General features: G+C 63.8%; 25 protein-coding genes and 1 tRNA gene. 12 read left to right on the top strand and 14 right to left on the bottom strand.

The window, feature by feature from the left end; translation table 11 throughout:
• Position 1: 1 nt before the first annotated feature.
• Positions 2–952 (bottom strand): MoxR family ATPase, encoded by a 951-nt coding sequence (locus OPC11_RS18110; protein ID WP_007981778.1) that lies wholly within the window; start codon positions 950–952, stop codon positions 2–4.
• A 102-nt stretch (positions 953–1054) separates the two neighbouring features.
• Between OPC11_RS18110 and OPC11_RS18105 the strand changes: the two genes are divergently transcribed.
• Positions 1055–1139, top strand: a tRNA-Ser gene (locus tag OPC11_RS18105).
• A gap of 93 nt (positions 1140–1232) precedes the next feature.
• Here OPC11_RS18105 and OPC11_RS18100 read toward each other — a convergent pair.
• From OPC11_RS18100 to OPC11_RS18085, 4 genes are all read right to left on the bottom strand, one after another.
• Complete coding sequence (locus tag OPC11_RS18100; protein WP_264782857.1) at positions 1233–1490, bottom strand: hypothetical protein; 258 nt, start codon at positions 1488–1490, stop codon at positions 1233–1235.
• A 43-nt stretch (positions 1491–1533) separates the two neighbouring features.
• Entirely contained in the window at positions 1534–2640 is a 1107-nt protein-coding gene (locus OPC11_RS18095; protein WP_264782856.1) for a glycosyl transferase family 2, read from the bottom strand.
• 70 nt (positions 2641–2710) lie between these two features.
• Positions 2711–3889 (bottom strand): MFS transporter, encoded by a 1179-nt coding sequence (locus tag OPC11_RS18090; protein ID WP_232423818.1) that lies wholly within the window; start codon positions 3887–3889, stop codon positions 2711–2713.
• A 55-nt stretch (positions 3890–3944) separates the two neighbouring features.
• A complete protein-coding gene (locus tag OPC11_RS18085) occupies positions 3945–5288 on the bottom strand; it encodes a polysaccharide deacetylase family protein (RefSeq protein ID WP_264782855.1) in 1344 nt (447 codons plus the stop codon).
• 54 nt (positions 5289–5342) lie between these two features.
• On the opposite strand from OPC11_RS18085, the gene OPC11_RS22110 reads away from it, so the two are divergent.
• Complete coding sequence (locus tag OPC11_RS22110; RefSeq protein ID WP_306421033.1) at positions 5343–5618, top strand: HVO_0758 family zinc finger protein; 276 nt, start codon at positions 5343–5345, stop codon at positions 5616–5618.
• A 19-nt stretch (positions 5619–5637) separates the two neighbouring features.
• Here OPC11_RS22110 and OPC11_RS18080 read toward each other — a convergent pair whose 3' ends face one another.
• The gene (locus OPC11_RS18080) at positions 5638–6726 is read right to left on the bottom strand and encodes an aldo/keto reductase (RefSeq protein WP_264782854.1); all 1089 of its coding nucleotides are present in this window, start codon (positions 6724–6726) and stop codon (positions 5638–5640) included.
• A gap of 97 nt (positions 6727–6823) precedes the next feature.
• Between OPC11_RS18080 and OPC11_RS18075 the strand changes: the two genes are divergently transcribed.
• On the top strand, positions 6824–7807 hold the full coding sequence (locus OPC11_RS18075; protein WP_264782853.1) for an NAD-dependent epimerase/dehydratase family protein: 984 nt from the start codon (positions 6824–6826) through the stop codon (positions 7805–7807).
• A 13-nt stretch (positions 7808–7820) separates the two neighbouring features.
• Here OPC11_RS18075 and sppA read toward each other — a convergent pair whose 3' ends face one another.
• Positions 7821–8846 (bottom strand): signal peptide peptidase SppA, encoded by a 1026-nt coding sequence (gene sppA, locus OPC11_RS18070; protein ID WP_264782852.1) that lies wholly within the window; start codon positions 8844–8846, stop codon positions 7821–7823.
• Between the two features lie 54 nt (positions 8847–8900).
• Complete coding sequence (locus OPC11_RS18065) at positions 8901–9764, bottom strand: coiled-coil protein (protein ID WP_007981791.1); 864 nt, start codon at positions 9762–9764, stop codon at positions 8901–8903.
• A gap of 413 nt (positions 9765–10177) precedes the next feature.
• Here OPC11_RS18065 and OPC11_RS18060 point away from each other — a divergent pair, with 413 nt between their 5' ends.
• The 3 genes from OPC11_RS18060 (at position 10178) to nth (ending at position 11700) form a co-directional block, all read left to right on the top strand.
• On the top strand, positions 10178–10330 hold the full coding sequence (locus OPC11_RS18060) for a hypothetical protein (protein WP_007981793.1): 153 nt from the start codon (positions 10178–10180) through the stop codon (positions 10328–10330).
• A gap of 95 nt (positions 10331–10425) precedes the next feature.
• Complete coding sequence (locus OPC11_RS18055; protein ID WP_264782937.1) at positions 10426–10839, top strand: DUF371 domain-containing protein; 414 nt, start codon at positions 10426–10428, stop codon at positions 10837–10839.
• A 54-nt stretch (positions 10840–10893) separates the two neighbouring features.
• Positions 10894–11700, top strand: a complete 807-nt coding sequence (gene nth, locus OPC11_RS18050) for an endonuclease III (protein WP_264782851.1) — start codon at positions 10894–10896, stop codon at positions 11698–11700.
• 12 nt (positions 11701–11712) lie between these two features.
• Here the strand turns inward: nth and OPC11_RS18045 are convergent, their stop codons facing one another.
• Positions 11713–12120 carry a DUF5518 domain-containing protein gene (locus OPC11_RS18045; protein WP_264782850.1) on the bottom strand — a complete coding sequence of 136 codons (408 nt, stop codon included), beginning with the start codon at positions 12118–12120 and terminating at the stop codon, positions 11713–11715.
• A 117-nt stretch (positions 12121–12237) separates the two neighbouring features.
• Complete coding sequence (locus OPC11_RS18040; RefSeq protein ID WP_264782849.1) at positions 12238–13629, bottom strand: NAD-dependent succinate-semialdehyde dehydrogenase; 1392 nt, start codon at positions 13627–13629, stop codon at positions 12238–12240.
• A gap of 263 nt (positions 13630–13892) precedes the next feature.
• On the opposite strand from OPC11_RS18040, the gene OPC11_RS18035 reads away from it, so the two are divergent.
• Positions 13893–15143, top strand: coding sequence for a cation:proton antiporter (locus OPC11_RS18035; RefSeq protein ID WP_264782848.1), 1251 nt, complete (start codon positions 13893–13895; stop codon positions 15141–15143).
• A gap of 8 nt (positions 15144–15151) precedes the next feature.
• Here the strand turns inward: OPC11_RS18035 and OPC11_RS18030 are convergent, their stop codons facing one another.
• On the bottom strand, positions 15152–15679 hold the full coding sequence (locus OPC11_RS18030; protein WP_264782847.1) for a hypothetical protein: 528 nt from the start codon (positions 15677–15679) through the stop codon (positions 15152–15154).
• 61 nt (positions 15680–15740) lie between these two features.
• Here OPC11_RS18030 and OPC11_RS18025 point away from each other — a divergent pair, with 61 nt between their 5' ends.
• Positions 15741–16088 carry a DUF192 domain-containing protein gene (locus tag OPC11_RS18025; protein WP_264782846.1) on the top strand — a complete coding sequence of 116 codons (348 nt, stop codon included), beginning with the start codon at positions 15741–15743 and terminating at the stop codon, positions 16086–16088.
• 6 nt (positions 16089–16094) lie between these two features.
• On the opposite strand, the gene OPC11_RS18020 is transcribed toward OPC11_RS18025, so the two are convergent.
• Together OPC11_RS18020 and OPC11_RS18015 are read right to left on the bottom strand one after the other, a co-directional pair.
• Positions 16095–16523 (bottom strand): CopG family ribbon-helix-helix protein, encoded by a 429-nt coding sequence (locus OPC11_RS18020; RefSeq protein ID WP_264782845.1) that lies wholly within the window; start codon positions 16521–16523, stop codon positions 16095–16097.
• Positions 16524–16562: 39 nt separating this feature from the next.
• Positions 16563–17618, bottom strand: a complete 1056-nt coding sequence (locus OPC11_RS18015; protein ID WP_264782844.1) for a S66 peptidase family protein — start codon at positions 17616–17618, stop codon at positions 16563–16565.
• A 151-nt stretch (positions 17619–17769) separates the two neighbouring features.
• Between OPC11_RS18015 and OPC11_RS18010 the strand changes: the two genes are divergently transcribed.
• The 4 genes from OPC11_RS18010 (at position 17770) to OPC11_RS17995 (ending at position 20778) form a co-directional block, all read left to right on the top strand.
• Complete coding sequence (locus OPC11_RS18010) at positions 17770–18168, top strand: hypothetical protein (protein ID WP_264782843.1); 399 nt, start codon at positions 17770–17772, stop codon at positions 18166–18168.
• 81 nt (positions 18169–18249) lie between these two features.
• A complete protein-coding gene (locus OPC11_RS18005) occupies positions 18250–18714 on the top strand; it encodes a hypothetical protein (RefSeq protein WP_007981824.1) in 465 nt (154 codons plus the stop codon).
• Positions 18715–18738: 24 nt separating this feature from the next.
• Positions 18739–19335, top strand: coding sequence for a CoA pyrophosphatase (locus OPC11_RS18000; protein WP_264782842.1), 597 nt, complete (start codon positions 18739–18741; stop codon positions 19333–19335).
• A gap of 312 nt (positions 19336–19647) precedes the next feature.
• Positions 19648–20778: an FAD-dependent oxidoreductase gene (locus OPC11_RS17995; protein ID WP_264782841.1), complete on the top strand. Its 1131-nt coding sequence runs from the start codon at positions 19648–19650 to the stop codon at positions 20776–20778.
• Between the two features lie 66 nt (positions 20779–20844).
• Here the strand turns inward: OPC11_RS17995 and solA are convergent, their stop codons facing one another.
• Entirely contained in the window at positions 20845–21969 is a 1125-nt protein-coding gene (gene solA, locus OPC11_RS17990; protein WP_264782840.1) for an N-methyl-L-tryptophan oxidase, read from the bottom strand.
• Between the last annotated feature and the right edge of the window lie 177 nt (positions 21970–22146).

The following is a 22146-nucleotide window of genomic DNA, read 5'->3' as shown; positions in this document are numbered from 1 at the left end:
TCTACTCGACCGTCGGCACGGGAACGCTGTCCAGCACCGACTCGACGATTTCGTCCTTTCGCGCGTTGTTCACCTTCGCGTCCGGCGTGAGGACGACGCGGTGGGCCAGCACGGGGAAGGCGACGCGTTTCACGTCGTCGGGGGTGACGAAATCGCGGCCCTGCATGGCGGCGCGGGCGCGGGCCGCCTCGAAGAGGCGCTGGGTCCCGCGGGGGGAGACGCCGACCTCGACGCGGCGGTCGTCACGCGTTCCGCGGGCGATGGCAGCCATGTATTCGAGCAGGTCTTCCTCGACGCGAACCGTCTCGGGGACCGATTGGAGGTCGGTGACGAGTTGGTTGTCGAGGACGGTTTCGACGGACGGGCTCTGGCTGTCGCGGGCCGCACGCCGCCGGAGGAGTTCGATTTCGCCGTCGAGTTCCGGGTAGCCGAGGCTGGTCTTCACGGCGAAGCGGTCCACCTGCGCCTCGGGGAGCGGGAAGGTCCCCTCCTGTTCGACGGGGTTCTGCGTGGCGATGACGAAGAACGGTTTCGGCAGTTCTCGGGTGTCGCCGTCCACCGTCACCTGTCGTTCCTCCATGGCTTCCAAGAGCGCGGCCTGCGTCTTCGGCGGCGCGCGGTTGATTTCGTCGGCGAGGACGACGTTGGCGAAGATGGGGCCTTCGTTGAACTCGAACTCCCGGTCCTGTTCGTTGAACACGTGCGTCCCCGTCACGTCGGCCGGGAGGAGGTCAGGGGTGAACTGCACGCGGCTAAACGAGAGGCCGAGCGCGGAGGCGAAGCTCCGCGCGGTGAGGGTCTTTCCGGTTCCGGGCACGTCCTCCAGGAGAACGTGGCCTTGCGCCATGACGCCGAGGAGGACTGTTTCGAGGAATTCGCGGTCGGCAATGACGGCAGTTCCTATCGCGTCGAGGACGGAATCTGCCTTGGTGTTCGCGTCTGTAACGTCCATGAAATATCACGCAACGGCCATCGATTTTAATGTGGTGGTCGTCTGGGTTTGCGTGACGAAAATCGAAACCCATAAACCGGAAAACGCGGTACTGGAAAGTGAGCCGAGATAGCCTAGCCCGGCCAAGGCGGCAGATTCGAAATCTGCTGTCCTCACGGACACGGGAGTTCAAATCTCCCTCTCGGCGTCATTCTCCGAACGTAACCGACCGAGAGTCGCGGCTCTCGGTCGCGTGTGAGGAGATGACGGTTGATGGGTTTGAACGACGGAAGAGGCAGTCTCACGAGCGAAGCGAGTGAGGAAGCGTCTTCAGGTGGTTCAAATCTCCCTCTCGGCGTATTTTCACGAGCAAAACGGCGAGCACCGCGTAGCGTGTGCTCGCCACGACGCGAGTGGGGGAATACTCGTCGTTTTCCTCCCTTATCACTCGTTCAATCGTTGACTCAGACTTCGAAAATCGACACGAGCCTCCGGGCGGCGTGCCCTCCGGCTCGTCCCAGCGCGCGCCGGGGCAGTTTTTCACTTCGAGTTTTGCCACTCCCGCACGGCATTTCACGTCCAAAATGAGAAATCCCGCCGCGTCAGTGGCGGCGTTCGGAGAGTATCGGGCGGGCGGCCTCCAGAACCTCGCCGCGGTCGATGTCGGTGTCGTCCCACGCCGGGAGGACGGCGTGGCGGTCGTGGTCGTCCGGGGGTCGAACGGCGTCGGCGTACGTCTCGACCTGTTCCCGCTCGGCCGCCGAATCGTAGTCGAGGCCGTTGAACTCGGCGTCGGCGGCGTACTGCCGGACGAACCGGCGCGCGGTGTCGCGGTAGCGCTCGGGGAGCGTTTCGTACTCGGGCGTGACGCCGTGGGCCTCACAGACGCGAAAGAGGGCACTGCCGACGCCCTCGCTCATGGTGGAGAGGCCGCCCGGTCCGGCCACGCCGCGGTGGTCGTGTTCGTAGCGGCCGAGGTCCACCTGTGCGCTCCCGTCGAATCCGGCGTGTTCGAACGCGCCGCCGAGGGTGCCGACCTCCAAGCCCCAGTCGCGTTCGACGCGCATGCCCGCGGCGAGGTCGGCGGTCATGCCGAACTCGCCAGCCAGCGCGTAGCGAAACGCGGCGAGGTAGTCGAGGATTCGTCCGTCGTCGGCGCGGCGCAACGTTCGAACCAGCGGCGCGTAGAACAGGCGAAACAGCCGACCGTAGAACCGATTCTCCTCGACGCGGGCGTAGTAGCCCTTCGTGAACGAAAAGCCGCGGTCGAGCGGGGCGAGCAGTCGCGGCACGACGGACGAATCGTAGGTCTTCGTGTCGGCGTCGTGGCAGACGACGAACTCGGAATCGGCCGCAGCGACGCCGAGGGCCAGCCACACGTCCCGGCCTTTGCCCGCCGGTCCCGTCAGCCCGTGGTCGTCGAGCAGCGCCTCGACGCGCGGACTGGAACACCAGAGGACGGAGAGCGGCACGTCGAAGGCCGAAAGCCAGTCGTACATCGGCCCGACCGCATCGTGCGGCGCGCGGAGCGGAACGACGACGCGGTTCGGCGAAACCGTTTCGAGCGCCGACAGGACGCGTTCGGCCGTCCGCGACTCGAACTCGCGGTCGGTCATCGGGACGACGACCGCGGTGCGGTCGGTCGGAGCGTCGGGAATCCGGCCGGTCAGGTCGTGGAGCGTCGTCACCTGCTCCTGCACGTACTCCATTGGCGTTGGCTTCGGTGAGGGGAAAGAAAAAGGACGTGGAGTCGGCAGACGCGTGTGATTGACCGTGGGGTTAGCTCGTCACCGCCGTGGCCGGAAGTCGGTTGGCACGGTGCAGGACGAACAGCACCGCCAGAATCGCCAGCAGGCCGACGGCGAACGTTCGGAAGACGGTATCGAAGAGGTATCCGGCGTCCAACAGCGCGCCGACGACCGAACTTCCCCCGGCCTGCCCGATCATGGCGAGGCCGCTGTACATCGCGTAGGCGCTGGCTCGGTTCTCGTCCGGGAGGGAGTCGAGGAGATAGGTGTCGAGCGCAGGGAACAGGCTGTGGATGACGTAGCCGAGGGCGAGCGAGACGGCGACGATGGCCGCGAGACCCTGTGCGGCCGTCAGTCCGAGGAGACAGACGATGAAGCCGCCGAGGATGGACAACATGAGCGGGACGTGTGGCAACCTGTCGGCAAGTCGTCCGGTGAACCAGAACGCGGGGACGCCCGCCGCGAAGACGACCGTCAGTAGGGTGCGGGCGGTTTCCGGCGATAGCCCCTTCGTCTGGTGGAGATAGCTCGGGTAGAAGTTGAACAACCCGTTCCAGACGAACCCGGTCGCGCCGATGATGGCGACGCCGCTCAAGATGATGGGCCACTGGCGACGGAACGCGGTGACGAACTCGCGGTCGGTGGCACCCGCGTCGGGGAGGTCGGTTCGGCGCGCGACCACGAAGAAGACGACGGTCACGGCCGCGGCGACGGCCGCGAGCAACTTGAGAACCCCCCGCCAGCCGACGACCGTCAGCATCACGCCGACGAAGACGGGTGCGATGGCGGCCGCGAGTTGGCTCGCCGTCCCGTGGATGCCGATAGCCCGCCCCACGCGGTCGGGGTACAGTTCGCTCACGAGCGGGTTCGCGGCGATGAAGTACACCGCACTGGAGACGCCCATCGTGAACGCGCCGACCGCGAGGAGCGGAACGGAGGGCGCAAAGGCGGTGAATCCGGCGGCGGCGGTCAACACGATGCCAGCGCCGAGAACGGCGCGGTGGCGCTCGACTCGGGTGAGGAGGTATCCAGTCGGAATTCGGGGGAGCGCGCTCCCGAGCCAGACGAGCGTGGCGATGAGCCCGACGGTGGCGTTACTGACGAGGAATTCGTGTTTGAGCGGTTCGAGCAACGGCGCGAACATCACACGAGCGAAGTTGACCAGAAAGACCATCGAGCTGAGTGATGCAAAGAGACGTCCCCGGGACACGCGAATCTCTTTATCGAGAGGGTAATCAAACCTTCCGAAACGGGCAAAGGGAGTCTTACGGTGCGGTATTCGTTCGCATTCCCCAGAGGTCGGAGAACGTGATGACCTCGACGCCAGTGGTTCCGTCGATGTGCGAGAGGAGTTTCCCGTAGTCCGAGATGGACATCGTGTTGCTGCTCTCGAAGTCGTGAAAGTTCAGGATGCCGCAGTTCCGATACGTTGCGACGTTATCGACGACCGTCTTCGAAATCTCCAAATCGTTGCCGATGGTCCGGGGGAGGACGAGCGGGTCGAACCCGCAGACGCCGGTCGTGTTGACGTTCCCCGACTGGTTCATCCCGCCCATGTAGTGATAGTTCGAAACGACGTCGAGCGCCGTCTCGTCGAAGTTGTTTCCGGGATAGACGATGAAGTCCGCACCCGAAAACTCGTGGTCGATGAGCCACTGTTTGTGTGTTTCGAGGATTCCGTCGAGTTTCGACGCCGACGTCTCGGAGAACGGGAACTGGCTGCTCCCGTGTGCGACCACTTCGTCGCCCTTCGAATCCCGTTCTTTCAACTCTTCGAGCGACATGAACGCGTCGCGTTTCAATCCCGCGAGGTGCGGTGGGTGGGTGAGCACGGCGGGGAAACCGTATTCGTCGTGGAGCGGCGCGGCGTTCTCGTAGTAGCTCCGCTTGCCGTCGTCCCAACTGAGGATGACGTACCCTTTGTCGGGTTTCGGATGGAATCGCACGTCGTCCACCCACGCTTTCACGTCGTCCGCCGTCCCGTTGGTGACCTGTAGCAGTATTCGGTCGATGGTGCGCAAGTCGAGTTTTTCGTCGGCTTCGAAGACGCCGGGGCAGGTTCGGAACCAGCCGATGTCTGGGGGTCGATAGGAGATATCCCGGAGTTCCAACGCGGCTTTGTTTCCGTCAGTGTCCACCAGATACACGTAGAAGCCGATTTTCGAGGGCGTCGTCGTTCGGATCATGGCCGACACGTCGCGGTCGGTGAAATCCATCGTCCTGGACAACCGGCGTTCGATGATGACGTGATGACCGTCCCGACCGACCAATCGAAGGCTCTGTGAACCGGTGTGCTTCGTCTTCGAATCCGGCGTCATCTCGCCTTCCAACGACCGCCAACGGGCCGGGTCTTCGAACGTCTCGAAACTCGTTCCCGGCGAAGCGAACCGCTTCCGACTGTCGTATTTCGTGTGAAGGGAGGACGGTTGTTCCGTGGTCGTCGTCTCGGTCGAAGCGGTCGTGGCGGTCGATTCGCTCGTCCCGGACGATGTGGGCGGGGAACTCGTGTGCTCGGTCGTGTCTCCGGTGCCGTCGTTGGAACACCCAGCGAGAAAGCCGATTAAACCGGTACCGGAGAGGTGGAGGAGGCGGCGGCGGGTTCTATTCATCCAAGATATACAATTTGAAAAACAGCAATAAATGTTTGTTGGCCTGATTTTAGTATGTACAATGGTAACTGTTATCAAAAAGAAACACAATCGTTTCCCTCGACCCGACGAAGGTCGATTTCGTCGGTGCGTATATGTCACTCCGTGGTGTATGTTGTCTCGATGCAATCAGTTCGAAGCGGTCTGCGAAAGGGAGAGGTCGAGAAGGACACGTACGGTCGTCTCTCGTGTTCAGACTGCGGAGAATCGCTGAAAACGCGAAACGACCCGGACGAGGTGTACTCGGTTCGTTTGTGTCCGAATTGTGATAGCAAGTGGAAAGTACTGTAGGTCGGACTGTTCGACGCCCTCACTCGAAAACGGCATCGAAGGCGTTCGCACCCATCGGGTCGAAGCGCCCCGCGTCGAGGTTCTCCTGAACGTGCTCGCTCGTGCTCGCACCGACGAGCGAACTGGTTACGCCGGGCGCGCTCCGCGCGAAGTTGATGGCTCGCTGTGCGGTCGTCTCACCGGCGAGCTGTTCGGCGACTTCCTCCGGTATCTCCGCCGCGAGGTCTCCTTGCGCGATGCTCGCGCTGGTGACGACGTTCAACCCCGCCTCGTGGGCGAAGCGGAGCGCACTCTGTTTTCCGTCGGGACCGTCCTGTGACTCGACGGTGAACGCGTCGGCCATGACGACGTTGAACGGAAGTTGAATCACGCGGAAGTGGGTCCTCGTGTTCTCGGCGGCTTTCGCGGCGCTTCGAGCGCGGGAGACGACCTCGCGGAGCGAGAGATAGTCGTCGTGGCCCTCCGGGACGCGGAAGGCGTTCCACGTCGCCACGCCGTAGTGACGGATGTCACCGGCGGTGGCGCGCTCTTCGAGTCGGGCGAACGTCGCTTCGAGTCGGTCGTACACCTCCTCGTGCGAGTTGGAGTAGAGCTGTGTTTCCGGGTTGTGGACGTAGTAGCAGTCGATGGTGTCGAGTCCGAGGTTGTCGAGCGACCGGTCCAGTTGGTCGTCGATGTAGTCCGGCGCGAGACAGTGACTCCCGCGAACCAGGTCGTCCGAATCGACGAGGCCGGTGTCCACGAACTCGCGTTTGACGTACTTCCCCGGTTCGTCCGGCCGCTCGCCGTCGAAGGGAACGAACCCGCCCTTGGTCGAGACGAAGACGGCATCCCGGTCCACGTCGGCGTCGGCGAGCGCCTCCCCGACGACGCGCTCGCTCCGCTGACACCGGTAGTTGATGGCGGTATCGACCATATTGATACCTCCTTCGACCGCCGTCGTGATCGCGTCGTAGTAGTCCTCGTCCACCGCGTCGGTCGGGTCGCCGAGGTACGTCCCGATACCGATGGACGAAACGGCGAAGTCGCCGAGCTGCCGGAAGTACGTCCGCCCGAAGTCCTCTCCGTGTTCGGTTCGATAGCCGTGTGTTCCCGATTCGGTCGCCATGCATCGTGCTAGTCGGGAGAGCGATAAAAGACCGTGGCATTCGCACGTCGGACGCTGGTTCCTGTAGGTTTATCGTCCCTTCGTCCGCATCGACCCCATGACACGAGCACTGCTCGTCGGCGGAACGCGGTTCATGGGCCGACACACGGTCGAGGAACTGCTGACCCACGGCTACGAGGTGACGACGTTCACCCGCGGCGAATCCGGAACTCCGTTCGCCGACCGCGACGGCGTAACGCACTTCGAAGGGAACCGAAACGACCGCGAGGCGCTTGAAGCGGCTCGGAACGAGGTCGAACCGGACGTCGTTATCGACTTCTGCGTCATGCATCCCCGGCAGATAGCGGCCGCCACCGAAATCTTCGCCGACGCGGACGCCTACGTCTACGTCTCCAGCGGCAGCGCGTACGCCGAACAGCCGATTCCGACGCGCGAGGACGCGACGCTTCACGACTGCACCCAAGAACAAGCCGACGACGAATCGATGGAGAGCTACGGCCCGCGAAAGGCCGAGTGCGACCGCGTGTGTTTTGCCGCCGCCGCGGACGGCGTGAACGCGATGGTCGTCCGTCCCATGCTCGTCTACGGCCCGTACGACTACACCGAGCGATACGACTACTGGCTCCACCGCGTGGCGGAATACGACCGGGTTCTCGTGCCGGGCGACGGCGACAGCCTCCTGCACCGCGCCTACGCGCTCGACGGTGCCCGCGCCCTCAGAATCATCGCGGAACGCGGCACACCCGGCGAGGCGTATAACCTCGCCGACCGCGAAACGATGTCCCTCGGTACGTCCCTCGAACTCGCGGCCGAGGCGCTCGATACCGAGGTCGAACTGGTCCACGCGAGCGAACGAGAGTTGGCAAAACACGACGTGTCGCCCCTCGACTTCCCGCTCTACGCACCGACGCCGCACCTCGTCTCGACCGAAAAGCTCGCTTCCCTCGGATGGGAATCGACGCCGCTGTCCGAAGCCGTCGCCAAAACAGTCGAGGAGCACCTCGAATCCGACCGTACGGGGGAGGAAATCGGCCCGAACCGCGGGACAGAAGAGACGATTATCGCCGACCTGACGGACTGATACCCGCTATCGGCTATCGAACCCGGAACTCGAACCCTTCCACGTCCCCCTTCTCGTCGCCGACCACGCTCGCGATGCCCGCACCGAACGAATAGGCGATTCCGCGCGCGCCGAGGTTCAGCCGCCGTCGCAACGGTTGGCTGGGTTCGAACTCCCGTACCGACACCTCCGGGACGCCCAACCGCTCGGCGAGACGCGCCTCCACGTCCTCGCGCGTGCCGAGTTCGTCCACGAGACCGATGCGCTCCGCGTCGTCGCCGAGGTACACCCGCGCCTCCGTCTCGCGGACCGTCTCGGGGTCGAGGTCGCGCCCCGCCGTCACGCGCTCGACGAAATCGTCGTACATGCCGTCGATGATGCCCTGCAGGTAGTCGCGCTCGTCGCCGTCCAACTCCTTCAGTGGGATGCCCGCATCCTTGTACTTACCCGCCGCCAACCGTTCGTAGGAGAGGCCGACCCGCTCCGCCAGTTCGGCGGCGTTCACCCGCGAGCCGATAACCCCGATGCTGCCGACGAGACTGGCCTCGCGGGCGAACAGTTCGTCACAGCCGCTCGCTATCCAGTAGCCACCGCTCGCGCACACGTCGGTCGCGTAGGCCACGGTCGGCCCGTCGAACCGCTCCGCCGCGAGACGGATGTCCTCGCTCGGGACGACCTCGCCGCCGGGCGTGTTCAACCGCAACAACAGCCCGTTCGCGTTCTCGTCGTCGTTGGCGCGGTCGATTTGCGCCACGATGTCGTCCGTCGGAGTCCCGGCCGGAGAGGGAATCGACCCGCCGCCGTCACGCCGTATCGGGCCTTCGACGGCGACCTCCGCCACGTCGTACGATGGGAACCGCTGGGCGGCGACGCGGGCGGCGGCCCGTGCGCCAATCACGCCCGCCAGCAACACGAGGAGAATCCCCAGCAGTTCCACGAGCGATGTCGGATAGACGAGAAACAGCCACCACGCGACCGCCACCGTTAGCACTGTTCCGATGAAAACGATTGCGAGCCGTCGCCCGCGGCCACCACTGTCGGCCGAGCGTCCGCTTGCCATACCCGGTATCAGGTGGGCGACGGCGTTAAAAGTTCGCTCGCAAAGGTTCGCAGATTATAGCAGACCGGTCTTCTGGAGCTTCATGAGGTCCTCGGTGTCGAGGGTCTCTCCTTCCTTGAACTGCTGGTAGATCTCCTCGGCCTCGGCCTTGGCCTCTTCTCGCTCCTTGGCCTTCTCGGACTTGCGCTCTTTCTCCTCTTTCTTGTCGAGTTCGCGGAGGCGTTTTTGGACGCGGACGAAATCCTCGTGGTGCTGGTCGGCGGCTTCCTGCGCTTCCACGAAGTTCTCGTGCATTTCGTCGGCGTCGTCACGGATGTCGTCGGCCTCGCGGTAGGCCTCGATCATCTTGTTGTGGTGCTGCTGGGCCTGATCCGCGAGTTCCGTCACCTTCTCGTGGTGCGTGCTCGCTTCGGCGCGAACTTCTTCGGCCTCTTCGACGAGCTCCTCGAGGTCGTCGCTCTGGTCGAGCTTTTCCTTGCGGCTCTGGTACTCGTCGCGCTTGGCCTCGATCTTCTCGATGAGTTCGCGCTCGTCCTCGGTGGAGAGAACTTCCGTCTGCTGTTTGAACTCAAGCTCTTCGATTTCCTTCTTGAGCTGCTCCAAATCCTTTCCCTCGTCCAGTTCGAGGTCGGATTTTCGCTGTTCAACGCGGTCGAACAACTCGTTCGCCTCGGCGTTGAGTTCGTTGCGCTTCTTTTTGTGTTCCTGAACCTGTTCGTTCAGTTTGTCACGCTGCTCTCGGTGTTCTTGCGCCTCGTCCACCTTCTCACGCGTCTTCGCGTTTAGTTCGTCGCGTTTGGACGCGCGCTTGCTCGCTTGCTGATTCAGCTCGTTCCGTCGGTCTCGGAGCTGTCCTGCGAGTTTAATGAGTTCACCTTTCGACTTGTTCTGAAGATCCTCTTCTGTTACGCTTACCATTCTTAGTTAAACCTCGGTTCCTCCCGCTCCGGCGGATAAGAGCATCGCTACTCTTCTATGAGTACCAACCAGCCGATGACAATATTCCCATATCATTGGTTGACGCGCGGTGCTACCGTGACGCCGGAAGCGTTCAGGTATTACGAAGTATTCGACATAGCTATTTAAATGTTGTGCCCTCGAATTATGTGGAAACGCCTAGCACACGCCCCGTACGCCGTGGAAACGGTTGACACACGCGTCCGTGCGAGTTTATAAATGGTCGGTGGCGTATGCAAGCGACGATGCGGGGGAATAGAGGAGGCAGGAGTTGGTATCGGAGTAAAACGCACCGGAGAAATCCTGTTCCGGCTATTTTCACTTTCACTCCGGACACGGGTCGATTTAACATAGATGGCGGAACGAAATCGGATATGATCGAGACGCTCCGCTGTACGTGTGAAGCCGCCGAGTGTGACCGCGAACTCGACGAATCCCAGCGCATGCTGACGATGGAGACGAGCGCCGGAATCCGCCACGCGTACGAGTGCGAATGCGGCGCGGTGACGGTGACCGTCGTTCGGTGACGGTGGTCGTCGGGCGATGCGGGCGACCGCCATCCGAGAATCACGACGCCATCGAAATGGCGACGCTGAAGTGTCCCCCGCGGAAAGCCGACGCCATGAAGGAGACGATTCACGCGCGCGGCCACGAGAACGTGTCCGGCCGCCACGCCAGCACGTTCGAAATCACGACCGACGATTTCCTCACGCCCGCGGGCGACTGCATCCTCGCCATCGAGGCCGACCGCGCGCCCGCCGACTTCGACCCCGACTTCGCGGACGCCTGCCGGGACGAGGACGCCACCATCACCGTGACCGTCGAAGCGGGCGACCACGCCGAAACCGTCACCGGCCGCGGCCATCCCGACCTCGAATTCGACAGCGACCGAAGCATGGTCGGGCGCACCAGCGACTACGTGGACGAACGGACGTTCGTCGTCGGTTGTGAGTTCGCCGCCGAAGGGTTCGACCGCGACCTCGTGAACGCGCTGGCGGACGGCGCGGAGGCCGTCGTCACCGTCGAAGTCGAGTAGCCGCTCGCCCGACGGCCCGATGGTTTTTCTTCGATTGCGCACCGAGACCACTCCATGAGCGACGACCCGGAACCCGCCGAGAACATCAGCGGCGGGGCGGACGGCGGCGGAATGGCGGCCGAGTTCACGCCCGCCGACGCCGAGACGCGAGCCGAGGAGGTCGTGGACCGACTCGGCGAACTGTACTGGCAGAAGACCTACGGCGGACAGGACGCCTTCACCTGCCTCGTCCGAACCATCCTCAGTCAGAACACGAGCGACGTGGCGAGCCAACCCGCACACGACGACCTCGTGGCGCGCTACGGCGGCGGAGACCTCGCCGAAAGCCTCGCCAAAGCCGACCACGGCGAACTCGCCGACACGATTCGCTCCGCCGGACTCTACAATCAAAAGGCGGACGTGATAATCGAGTCGGCCGAGCGCGTCCTCGCCGACTTCGGGAGCGCGGCGGCGTTCGACGAATTCGTCCGCGAGGAGGAACCGAACGAGGTTCGGTCCGAACTGCTGGACATGAACGGCGTCGGGCCGAAGACCGCCGACTGCGTGCTCCTCTTCTCCGGCGGGCAATCGGGCGTCTTCCCCGTGGACACGCACGTCCACCGAATCTATCGCAGGATGGGCATCGCGCCCGCGGATGCCGACCACGAGGACGTGCGGGAAGTGTTGGAGCGCGAGGTTCCGGCCGAGAAATGTGGATTCGGGCACACGGCGAGCATCCAGTTCGGACGGGAGTACTGCTCGGCGAGAAAACCCGCCTGTCTGGACGGGCCGGAGGCCTGTCCGATGTTCGATTTGTGCGAGCAGATTGGAGTTGATGTAGAACGAGGTGAGGTCGTTGACCCGGCGGAGTCAGGGCGGTGAACCCGGCCGTCTCTACCCGGTAACTGGTGTCGGTTCCCCCGAACCGAGCTTTCGCGAGAGCCACTCCCCGGTCATCGCGGCGATTGCCCCGGAGAGACCGACCATCAGGGCAACGAACGCTACCAGTACGAACACGACGAGTACCTCCAAGGCCCCGAAGGACATCGGCTGGTCGAACCGTAAAATCGCACCGACCGTGGGAATCGCATTCCACAAGATCGGAACTGAGCCAACCAATCCGGTTTGGAACCCGATACGCCGCGCCTCCTTCTTTCCGCTAAGCGTTACCACTCCACCGACCAGTCCGGGCCAGAAGATGACGCCGAAGTCCAGTGCGCTGGACCCCGGGGAGTTGATCAGGACGTACGCGGATGAAATGAGTCCGGCAGGCAGCGCGTACGCCCACGGATGAGCCGTCACGAATTCACGGAGGTTTCTAATCACGTGGTTGTTTGTATACTATACATTCGTTCGTGCATATATTTGTTGACGAGCAAAACCAATCACCCCTACCGATAGCGAGAATCGTCCGGTTCTCTACTCCACGCCACCCTCGGAGTGCGACACGTCCGACACCCACGTCGTCTTCTCGTTGACGAACTCGTGAATCCCGTGCTCGGAGAGTTCGCGGCCGTAGCCGGAATCCTTCACGCCGCCGAAGGGGAGGCGGGGGTCGGATTTGACGAGTTCGTTGACGAACACCATCCCGGCCTCGATTTCCCGGGCGACTTCCTTCGCCCGTCGCTTGTCTTGCGTCCAGACGCTCGCACCGAGTCCGTAGGTGGTGTCGTTGGCGCGCCGAATCGCCTCCTCGACGTCCGAGACGCGGAAGACGGACGCGACGGGGCCGAACAGTTCCTCGCGTGCGGCGGGGCTGTCCTCGGGGATTTCGGTGAGTACCGTCGGCGGGTAGTACGGGCCGTCCCTGTCGAGCGGTTCGCCGCCGAGTTCGACGGTCGCACCCGCGTCCACGCTCTCCTCGACCTGCTCGTGGAGGTCGTTCATCAGGTCCTCGCGGGCCTGCGGACCGATGTCGGTGTCCTCGTCCATCGGGTCGCCGACGGTCAACGACTCCATCTCCGCGGCGAATTCGTCCATGAACTCGTCGTACACGTCGTCGTGGACGACGAAGCGCTTGGCCGCGATACAGGACTGGCCGCTGTTGATGCAGCGGGCCCGTGCACCCGTTTTCGCCGCGTCCTCGATGTCGGCGTCGGGGAGGACGACGAACGGGTCGCTGCCGCCGAGTTCGAGGACGGTCTTCTTGAGATGGCTCCCCGCCGTCTCGGCGACCGCGCGGCCCGCCGGTTCGCTGCCCGTGAGCGTCACCGCGGCGAGTCGGTCGTCCGCGATGACGTCCTCCATCTCCCCCGACCCGACGAGCAGGGTCGTGAACGCGCCGTCGGGGTAGCCCGCCTCCTCGAACACCTCTTGAATCGCCATCGCGCACCCCGGCACGTTCGAGGCGTGTTTGAGCAGGCCAACGTTTCCGGCGGTGAGGTTGGGCGCGGCGAATCGGAACACCTGCCAGAACGGGAAGTTCCACGGCATCACCGCGAGCACCGGTCCGAGCGGTTCGTAGGAGACGTACGACTCCACGTCCGGTTCCGTGCCGATGTGTTCGTCCTGCAGGAACTCGGCGGCGTGCTCGGCGTAGTAGTCACAGACCCACGCGCACTTCTCGACCTCAGACACCGCGCTCTCGATGGGTTTCCCCATCTCCGCCGTCATCGTCTCGGCGTACTCCCGCTTGTTCTCCCGGAGCACGTCCGCCGCGTTCGAGATGAGCCGCTGGCGCTCTTCTATCGGCTGGCGGTGCCACTCGTCGTAGGTGTCGGTGGCGCGCTGAAGCTTCTCGTCGACCGCGCTCTCGTCGTCCTCGTCGAACGTGTCTATCACGTCGCCCGTCGCGGGGTTGAGACTCTCCATACCTACTCGTGACAGTTCCCACGTGCATGTACGCTACGGCAGAACACGTTGGAGAGGGACGTGGGAGAGAAACGAGCTACCTAACGCGTCGTAACCGCCGTTTTCGACGGGAAAACGAACCGCCGGAAGGGGCAACGACCCGTTTCTCCGCATACGCGCCGCATACTTATGCGAGTCGCTACCGACCGTTCCCGTGACATGAATCGCCTGAGGAACGGGGGAAGAAGCACGGAAGCGAGCGGTATCGGGAGGCGTCGAGGATAATGGCGTCGCTCGAAATCTTCCTCGTCATCGGAGTGAGCCTGTTGCTCTCGCTCGTCCTGAGCGAAGCCATCGAACGACTCGGCGAACCGGGGTTTCTCGGCGAAATCCTCGCGGGCGTCGTCCTCGGTCCATCCGTCGCCGTGCTCATCGCCAGTACGGCCGAGAACAGTCCGTTCATCCTCATCGCCACCATCGGCGGCCTGTTGCTCTTCTTCGACGTCGGCTACCAGCAGATAGATTTGAGCGATCTGCTCGCCGCGTTTCGCCCGGTGTTGATAATCGGGCTCTCGGGCGTCATCCTCCCGTTCGTCGTCGGATACATCATCGGGAGCTACTTCGGACAGGGGTTGGAATCGAGCCTCTACCTCGGTCTCATTCTCTCCGTCACGTCCGTTTCCATCGTCGTCAGGACCCTCCTCTCGCTCGACAAACTCGATACGCAGTACGGGCGCTGGATTCTCGGCGCGTCCGTGGTGGACGACGTGGTGGGCCTGCTCGGCATCTCCATCCTTCCCCTGTTCTTCGTCAGCGGCGGCCTGATGGGGACCGCCTCCGCCCTCGGATTGGCCGCGCTCTTCTTCGTCGCCGCGGCGATTTTCTACCGATTCCTCCTCGACCCGGTGTCCGACCTGCTGTCGAAGTCCGAGGTCGGCATGGCCGACTTCATCGGGATTCTGGGGCTGTTGTTCGTCTTCGGCTACGCCTCGGACGCGGTGGACCTCTCGTACTTCATCGGGGCGCTGACCATCGGGTTGGTCATCTCGACGAACAAGCGACTGGAGGGCAAGAAACTCCAGTCGAACGTGTACGGCATCGCCTACGGCGTGTTCATTCCGCTCTACTTCGTCGCCATCGGAGCCAGAATGAACCTCGGCGCGCTGACGGTCAACACCTTCATCGTCGTCTTCGCCGTCTTCGGCCTCCTCTCGAACTTCGTGGCTGGCTACGCCGGAAACATCATCGCGGGAGGGCGTCGGGAACACTCGCTCATTCTGGGATTCGCCCTCCTTCCCCGCTCCGAATCGGGAATCGCCATCGTCTCGCTCGGCGTCGCGCAGGGTATCGTCGGCAACCAAATCTTCGTGGCCTATCTGGTCGTCTTCGTCATCTCGGTGTTGTTGACACCCTCGCTTTTGAAGCGGGCGGTCGAACGGGCCGAGCGGAAAAAGGCGAAGAAGGCGAAAAAGAAGGATGAAGGAACGGACGCGGGGAGTTCGGGAACGTCGAAATCGACGGACACGAGCGGATAGGCGAACGTTCACTTCTCGCGGTCGTATCGCTCCGCCGCGGTTTCGAAGGCGGTTTCGGCTTGTTCCGTGCTCCGCCGTCCTTCCGCTTCCGCCATCGCCTCCGGGTCGGGGTTCACGTCGTCGTCGATTCGCGCCCACGAGTTGTGGACCTTCGCGTGACACCAGCGACAGAGGTACACCGTGATTTCGTGCGAGAGCGTCTCGCCGCCCCCGGCGTAGGAGAGGTGGTGTTCTTCGAGGAGGGGTCGCTCGTCCGAGTGGGCCATCCGCCGCTCTTCGAGGCCGCAGCGGACGCACTGGCGGTCGTGATTTCGACAGCGGAAGTGCGGGCAGTCGCGCCACGACCAGTCGCCGTCGGGGTCGGCGACCGGGCAGGCGAAGTCGTCCTCGCGGCGCTCGCGGGCGAACGCCGGGTCGTGTTGGGGATGGTCGAAGGCGTAGCGGCAGTTCCCTTCGTCGGTGAGGTGGTCGCAGAGTCCGACGTGCTCGTACGGGTCGTCCACGCCGACGGCCGTGCCCGTCGGTGTCTTCTCCATGCTGAACTCGTAGCGGCGCGCTCGCACAAACGTTTTGTCTTCTTCCTGAGAAGTCCCCGACGTGCGCGTCGTACACGAATCGGACGGACGGTCGGAGACGCTAGCGAACGATGTCGAGACGGCGGATTCGTTTCTCTCGCAAGCGAAGGGGCTGATGTTTCGCCGGTCGATCCCCGACGATTACGCCCTCGCGTTCCGGTTCGACGATGTGGACGCCCGCGACGTCCACATGGTGTTCGTCCCGTTCGCGCTCGACGCCGTGTGGACTGCGAAGGGGGAAGTCCAGCAGGTAAAACGGCTGTCCGCGTGGACCGGACTGGGAAAGGCGACCGCGGACACGCTGTTCGAACTGCCCGCCGGAAGCGCATCGGACGTCTCGGTCGGGGATACGGTTCGACTGGTCGAATAGAATATCTTACTCGGTGTCCGCGAGCGGGGTGAACCCGTCCACGGGCGTCACGGAGTAATCGACGGTGAGCGTGTCCTTCGTGGCTCGAATGCGGCCGACGAAGGCGGAGATTTCCTCCAACGTCCCTTCGAGGACGAACAGTTCCATGCAGTGGTGATTGCCGATGTGGTTGTGGAAGTTCGAGGCGACGAGCCCCTCGTGTTCGTGACGGAGGTGCATCATCCGCTCCTCGACGTTGGTCGTCTCGTAATCGAAGAGCACGGTGACGATGGCCATCAGTTCGCGGTCTTCGAGGCGGCGGTCCTCGAACTCGCCGAGGAGGTTTCTGCTGGCCTCGCGGACGACTTCGCTCCGGCCGGTGTAGCCGTGTTCGTCGGCGAACTGGTCGATTCTGGAGAGCAACTCGTCCGGCATGGAGACACTGACGACGGTCATGTATTAATCCAGAACCCAAACGCTATTAGAACCTTGTTATCAGTATCCGAACCATATTCGCTCGTTCTCGGGGTCCACCGTCACCTCGCCGCCGACCGGAATCGGTGCGACGGGGGCCGTGTGGCCGAAATCGAGGTCGAAGACGACCGGGGCGTCCGGGTTGTACTCGGCAACGAGGTCGGCGATGGCGTCGCGTTGGCGTTCGCGGTACGCCGCCCGTTCGTCCGGCGGTCGCGCCACCTCGTGTGACCGCGCCTTCGCCCGTCCGACCAGAACCGCGGAAAACCGTGAGAGGAGTCCGCGCTCGCCCATCCCCATGAGCATCCAGCGAACGTCGTGTTCGCTCGGCAGTTCCTCGGAGGTTTCGAGGAGCAAAACCGCGCCGTCCAATTCCGACGGGGCGGGCAGGTAGCGGTCCACGGACAACTGTTGGTCCACGACGGACAGACAGCCGCCCCACGTTCGACCCGTGACGCGTTCGGTCCCGCCGCGCCACTGCCACCCCGGATTCGGCTCCATCTCGCGGTGCTTTTCGAGGTTGTTCGGGTCGGCCCAATCCAAGTTCTCGTCGGTGAATCGCTCTGCCGGACGGAGTTCGCCGAACGATTCCTCGAACATGGCCCGCTTCAGGTACTCGACGGTGTAGTCGTGCATCGACCCTTCCATGGCGAACTCGGTGAAGAGCGTGCCGCCGTAGAACGAGACGACGCCCTCGTTCCAGAGGACCGTCTGAAGGTTCGTGTTGTCGCTCGTACCGTAGAACCGCGTCGGATTCTCGCGGAGCACGTCGGTGTCGAGGTGCGGCAGGATGCGAACTTGGTCCGCGCCGCCGATGACCGCGATGACGCCCGCGATGTCGGGGTCGGCAAAGGCGTCCATTACGTCCTCCGCCCGCGCTGCAGGGTGGTCGTACAGCCACTCCGGGGATTTCGTCGCGGTGGGGAACTCGACGGGGGTCAGTCCGAACTCCGATTCGAGGCGGTCCAGTCCCAGTTCGTAGACGTGCGGGAACAGCGCCGCGTGGCTGGTTCCGGGCGCGATGACGGCGACGGAATCGCCCGGTTCGAGGGCTGGCGGGAGGACGAACTCGTGCATGAGAGACGCGTCGAGAGAATGTCTGAAAGCCGTTTCGTTCCCCCGTTCTCCCCCGCTAACGAGCCGTTAATTCCGAATTTCACGGACAGAGCACTCCTGATTCGAACTTAACCGTGACATAACAAAGACCCGTTCGGCCGTCGGCACGTCTATGTCGAACAGTTCCGTGGGGTGGTTAGAGACGCGCGGAGAGTGGCCGACGGCCGCCCCGAACCGCGTCTGGTTGTTGGCGATTCTCATCGGGGGGAAGACGCTCGACGCGGTGAGCACGATTACCGTCCTCCACCTTCGAGCCGACGTGTTCGAATCGGTGTGGCTCACGCGAACGCTCATGGAGCGGTTCGGGACGGTCGGCGGGTCGTTCCTCACGCTCGTGTTCGCCGTCGTCGGCGTCGTCGTTCTCGCGGAGAGCGGCCTCCTCATCGAGCGACTGTTCCCGGAGTCGTGGACCCCCGAGGGGTACCCCGCCGCCTTCAGGACGACGACGTATCTCGCCGCTGGCGCGTGGTACGGCTTTCTCGGCGTCCACAACTTCCTCTATCTCGTCTGATAGCCGACAATATATCTATTTTCTTATGCTTCGGTGCCCGGAACGCCAACACTAATATCGACCGCCCGACGCTTCCCGGTAATGAGCGAGACGAAAGATGAACTCGCGGGCGTGGTCGATATGTTCGGGGCGCTGACGCGCGCCGAACTGGCCGATGCGCTCGCCGAACTGGCGTTCAAGCAGGGCAAGGAAGTGGACGTGTCGGCGTTCGAGGCGGTCATCGAGGACGGCGTGCGCGACTTCTACCTCGTCGAAGCCGACGCCGACGGGGAGACCGTCCTCGTTCCCGGACCGGTTGCGTTCCCCGCACTGCCCGAGAACGCGGAGGACTTGCCGCACATCATGGACGTCCCCGAGCGGACGACCGACCGCGAGCGACTCGGGGAACGGGTACGGAAGCGATTGGCGACCGAGGCCGAAACGGCCGACGAGGAACGCGCACGGTATCTCGTGGACGTGAGCTACGACCTCGAAGCGTGGGCGCCGGTCGAAGCGGACGACGTGCGCGAGCGGTTGGACGAGTCGCGTCCCGACCGGGCAAATTAAGGCCGGAGGGAGCAACGAAAACACATGAACCTCGGTCGGGTGGCCGACCACGAACCACGGTTGGTCACGGACGAGAAGCGCGAGGCCGCCGTCCTCGTTCCGATTATCGCCCGCGACGACGGCCCAGCCCTTCTCTTCACGAAGCGGGCGGATCACCTCGGCGAACATCCCGGACAGATGAGTTTCGTCGGCGGCGGGCACGAACCGGGAGACGCGGATCTCTGGGAGACGGCGGTCCGGGAGTCCAACGAGGAAATCGGTCTTCGACCGGAGGAGGTCGACGGCGTCGGCCGACTGGACGACATCCGAACGATAACCCACTATTCGATAAGTCCGTTCGTCGTTCGGATTCCCGACCGGCAGTACGACCCCGACGAGCGCGAGGTGGCCGAAATCGCCGTGCTCCCCGTCTCGGAATTGACGGACTTCGACAACTACGAGAACGAACACCGCGAGCATCCGCGCTACGGCGAGGTGGTCATCCACTACTTCCACGTCGATGGCTACACCGTCTGGGGCGCGACGGGCCGGATTCTGGTCCAACTGCTCGAACTGACGACCGACTGGCGCGCACCGGAGAAGATAGACCGGTTCGTCGATACCGACCCGGATTTGGGATAGCGTTCGGCGGCGAGACGAGAACGAGCGCGTTCGTTCGCTCTACGACGGATGCTCGGGACGATTCGCGCACAACCGGCGCGAACGACCCGACCGACGCCGAAAATACGAGATACTGAATCTTCTCGGAGAGCACTGAATCATAGCGGAGGACACTGACTTACACTACTTCTCACTAAATCATACCATTCTCTACTGAAGAGTACTGGACTACCGACGCGGTAGCGGCCGGTTTCGGGTCGTTCGACCGACGCACCAGCGTTCCGGATTGTCGGTACCCATAGGAACGAGGTGGTGGACGCTCAATGGCCGGTCATGCACGATGCAATCGTCGTCGGAGGCGGAATCGTCGGCGCCTCCGTCGCGTACCACCTCGCACGGGAAGACGTGGACACGCTCCTCGTCGACCGCCACGATACCGGACGAGCGACCGACGCCGGTGCCGGAATCATCTCGCCCGCGACCAGCAGTCGAACGGCCTCGGACCGGTGGTTCGAGTTCGCGCTCGACGCGGCGGCGTACTACCCCGAACTGGTCGAGCACCTCGAAAACGAACAGGACGGGAAGACGGGCTACTCCGACTGTTCTCTGCTCTCGGTCGCGGTGGGCGAGGACGAAGTACCGGAGTACGACGCGGCATCCGAACGGATTCGGGAGCGACAGGAGAAGTACGATCAGCCAGCGCCCGGAACGACGGAAGAAATCTCGTCGTCGGAGGCGCAATCGCGGTACCCCGCGCTCGCCGAAACCCGCCGGTGTCGCGCCTACGACGGGGCCGCGCGGGTGGACGCCCGGACGTTCACCGGCGCGTTGCTCCGGGCGGGAGAAAGCCACGGGCTCACCGTCCTCGACGGGGACGTGACCCGAATCGACCACGAGAACGGCGCGGTCACGGCCGTCGAAACCGCGGACGGCGGGCGGTACGAATCGGATGCAGTCGCCGTCGCCGGTGGCGCGTGGTCGCCCCGCTTCGCGGAGTCGCTCGGCGTGTCGATTCCCGTCGAACCCCAGCGCGGTCAGATCATCCACCTCGATTTGGGCGAGACGGACACGTCGTCGTGGCCCATCCTCAGCCCGTTCCACGGCCACTACATGGTCCCGTGGCCGGACAACCGCGTGGCGGTCGGCGCGACCCGCGAAGTCGGTTCGGGGTTCGCACCGCACACGACGGCCGCGGGCGTCCACGAAGTGCTGGGCGAGGCGCTCCGCGTCGCGCCCGGCCTCGCCGACGCGGAAATCGACGAGGTTCGCGTCGGGCTTCGTCCGCGCTCCGCCGACCAACTCCCCGTGTTGGGCGCGGTTCCGACCGTCGAAGGCGTTCATCTGGCGACCGGCCACGGCGCGACGGGCCTGCAACTCGGGCCGTACAGCGGCAAACTGGTCGCGGACGAAATGCGAGGAGAGTCCGCCGATATCGAGACGTTCAGCGTGGAACGGTTCGAGTAAGGAATTCGAGTACGGGATTCGAATAGGGCAGTGGAGTGGGTCGTTTCATCGACCAGCCAGCCGTTCTCAAAACCGGTCGAGCGAGAACAACTCGATATCGTGGCGACTCTCGTCGTCGATGGCGAGGTCCGCTAAAATCTCGCCGACGACGCTCGACAGTTTGAAGCCGTGGCCCGAAAACCCGGCCCCGACGACGACCTGCGGGTGGTCCGGAAGCGTGTCGATGATGAAGTGCTCGTCCGGCGAGTTGGTGAACATGCAGGTCTCCAAGCGCATCGTCGGTCCCGCCGCGTCGGGAAAGTAGCGCTCCGTGAAATCCCGGAGGACGCGTTCGTCGCCGGGGGTCGGTTCGGCCACGTCGTCCGGGTCCACCTCCTCGTGGAAGTGGTTGTACTTGCCGACCTTGTACCCCGGCACGCCGTACTCGGGAAAGCCGTAGAAGTAGCCTTCCTCGCACTCCACGACGAAGACGGGGAACGAATCGGGCTGGAACCGCTCGGGATGTTCGGGCTGGAACCACCCCAAGACCTGTCGCTCCGGCACCGCCTCCGTCTCCAGCATGGGGAGCAGATTCGCGGCCCACGCGCCCGCCGTAACGACCATCGCGTCGGCGGTGTAGCTGTTTTCTGCCGTCTCGACGCGGACGCCGCCGTCGGCGGTCGCCTCCCAGTCGAGGACGCCCTCCCGCGCGTGAATCTCCGCGCCGTGTCGGTGGGCCGCGTTCACGTGGGCGACGACGCACTGCTCGACGTGGAGGAACCCGCCGTCCGGTTCGACGACCGCGACGAACTCGTCGGGCAGATCGTAGCCCGGATAGCGCTCGCCGAGTTCCGCACCCGAGAGCAGTTCGTGTTCCAAGCCGTGCTCCTCGGCCGATTTGCGCGCACCGGCGACCTTCTCGCTTCCCTCGGGTCCGGCGACGACGCACTCGGTTTTGTGGAGCAGTTGCGTCGAGTGGGTCGCGTCCAACTCGTCCCACAGCTCGTAGGCGCGTTCGAGCAGCGGGACGTAATCCGGGTGTTCGTAGTACGCCTTTCGGATGATTCGCGTCAGGCCGTGGGACGACCCCATCGAGTGCGGTACGTCGTAGCGTTCGAGACCCAATACGTCCTGCCCGCGCTCGGCGAGGTGGGCCGCCGTCGCGCTCCCCATGCCGCCGACGCCGACCACGATGGTGTCGTACTCCGTCATTCGTTTCCACCCTGTCCGCCGGTGACAATGAACGTGGGGGTCCGACGTCACGCGAGGGGTGGGCGCCGCCGCGGAACCGACGTCCCGCCGTCACCGAGTTGACCCGGTGATTTCGTTGTCCCAATTCCGCGAATCGTCCGAAAAATGGCCGTTCGGCGGACCGATACAGGTAAACCT

Origin of the sequence: Haladaptatus sp. T7 (genome assembly GCF_026008575.1) — an archaeon.
Taxonomy (GTDB): Archaea; Halobacteriota; Halobacteria; order Halobacteriales; family Haladaptataceae; genus Haladaptatus; species Haladaptatus paucihalophilus.
This window is presented reverse-complemented; position numbering and strand designations above follow the sequence as displayed.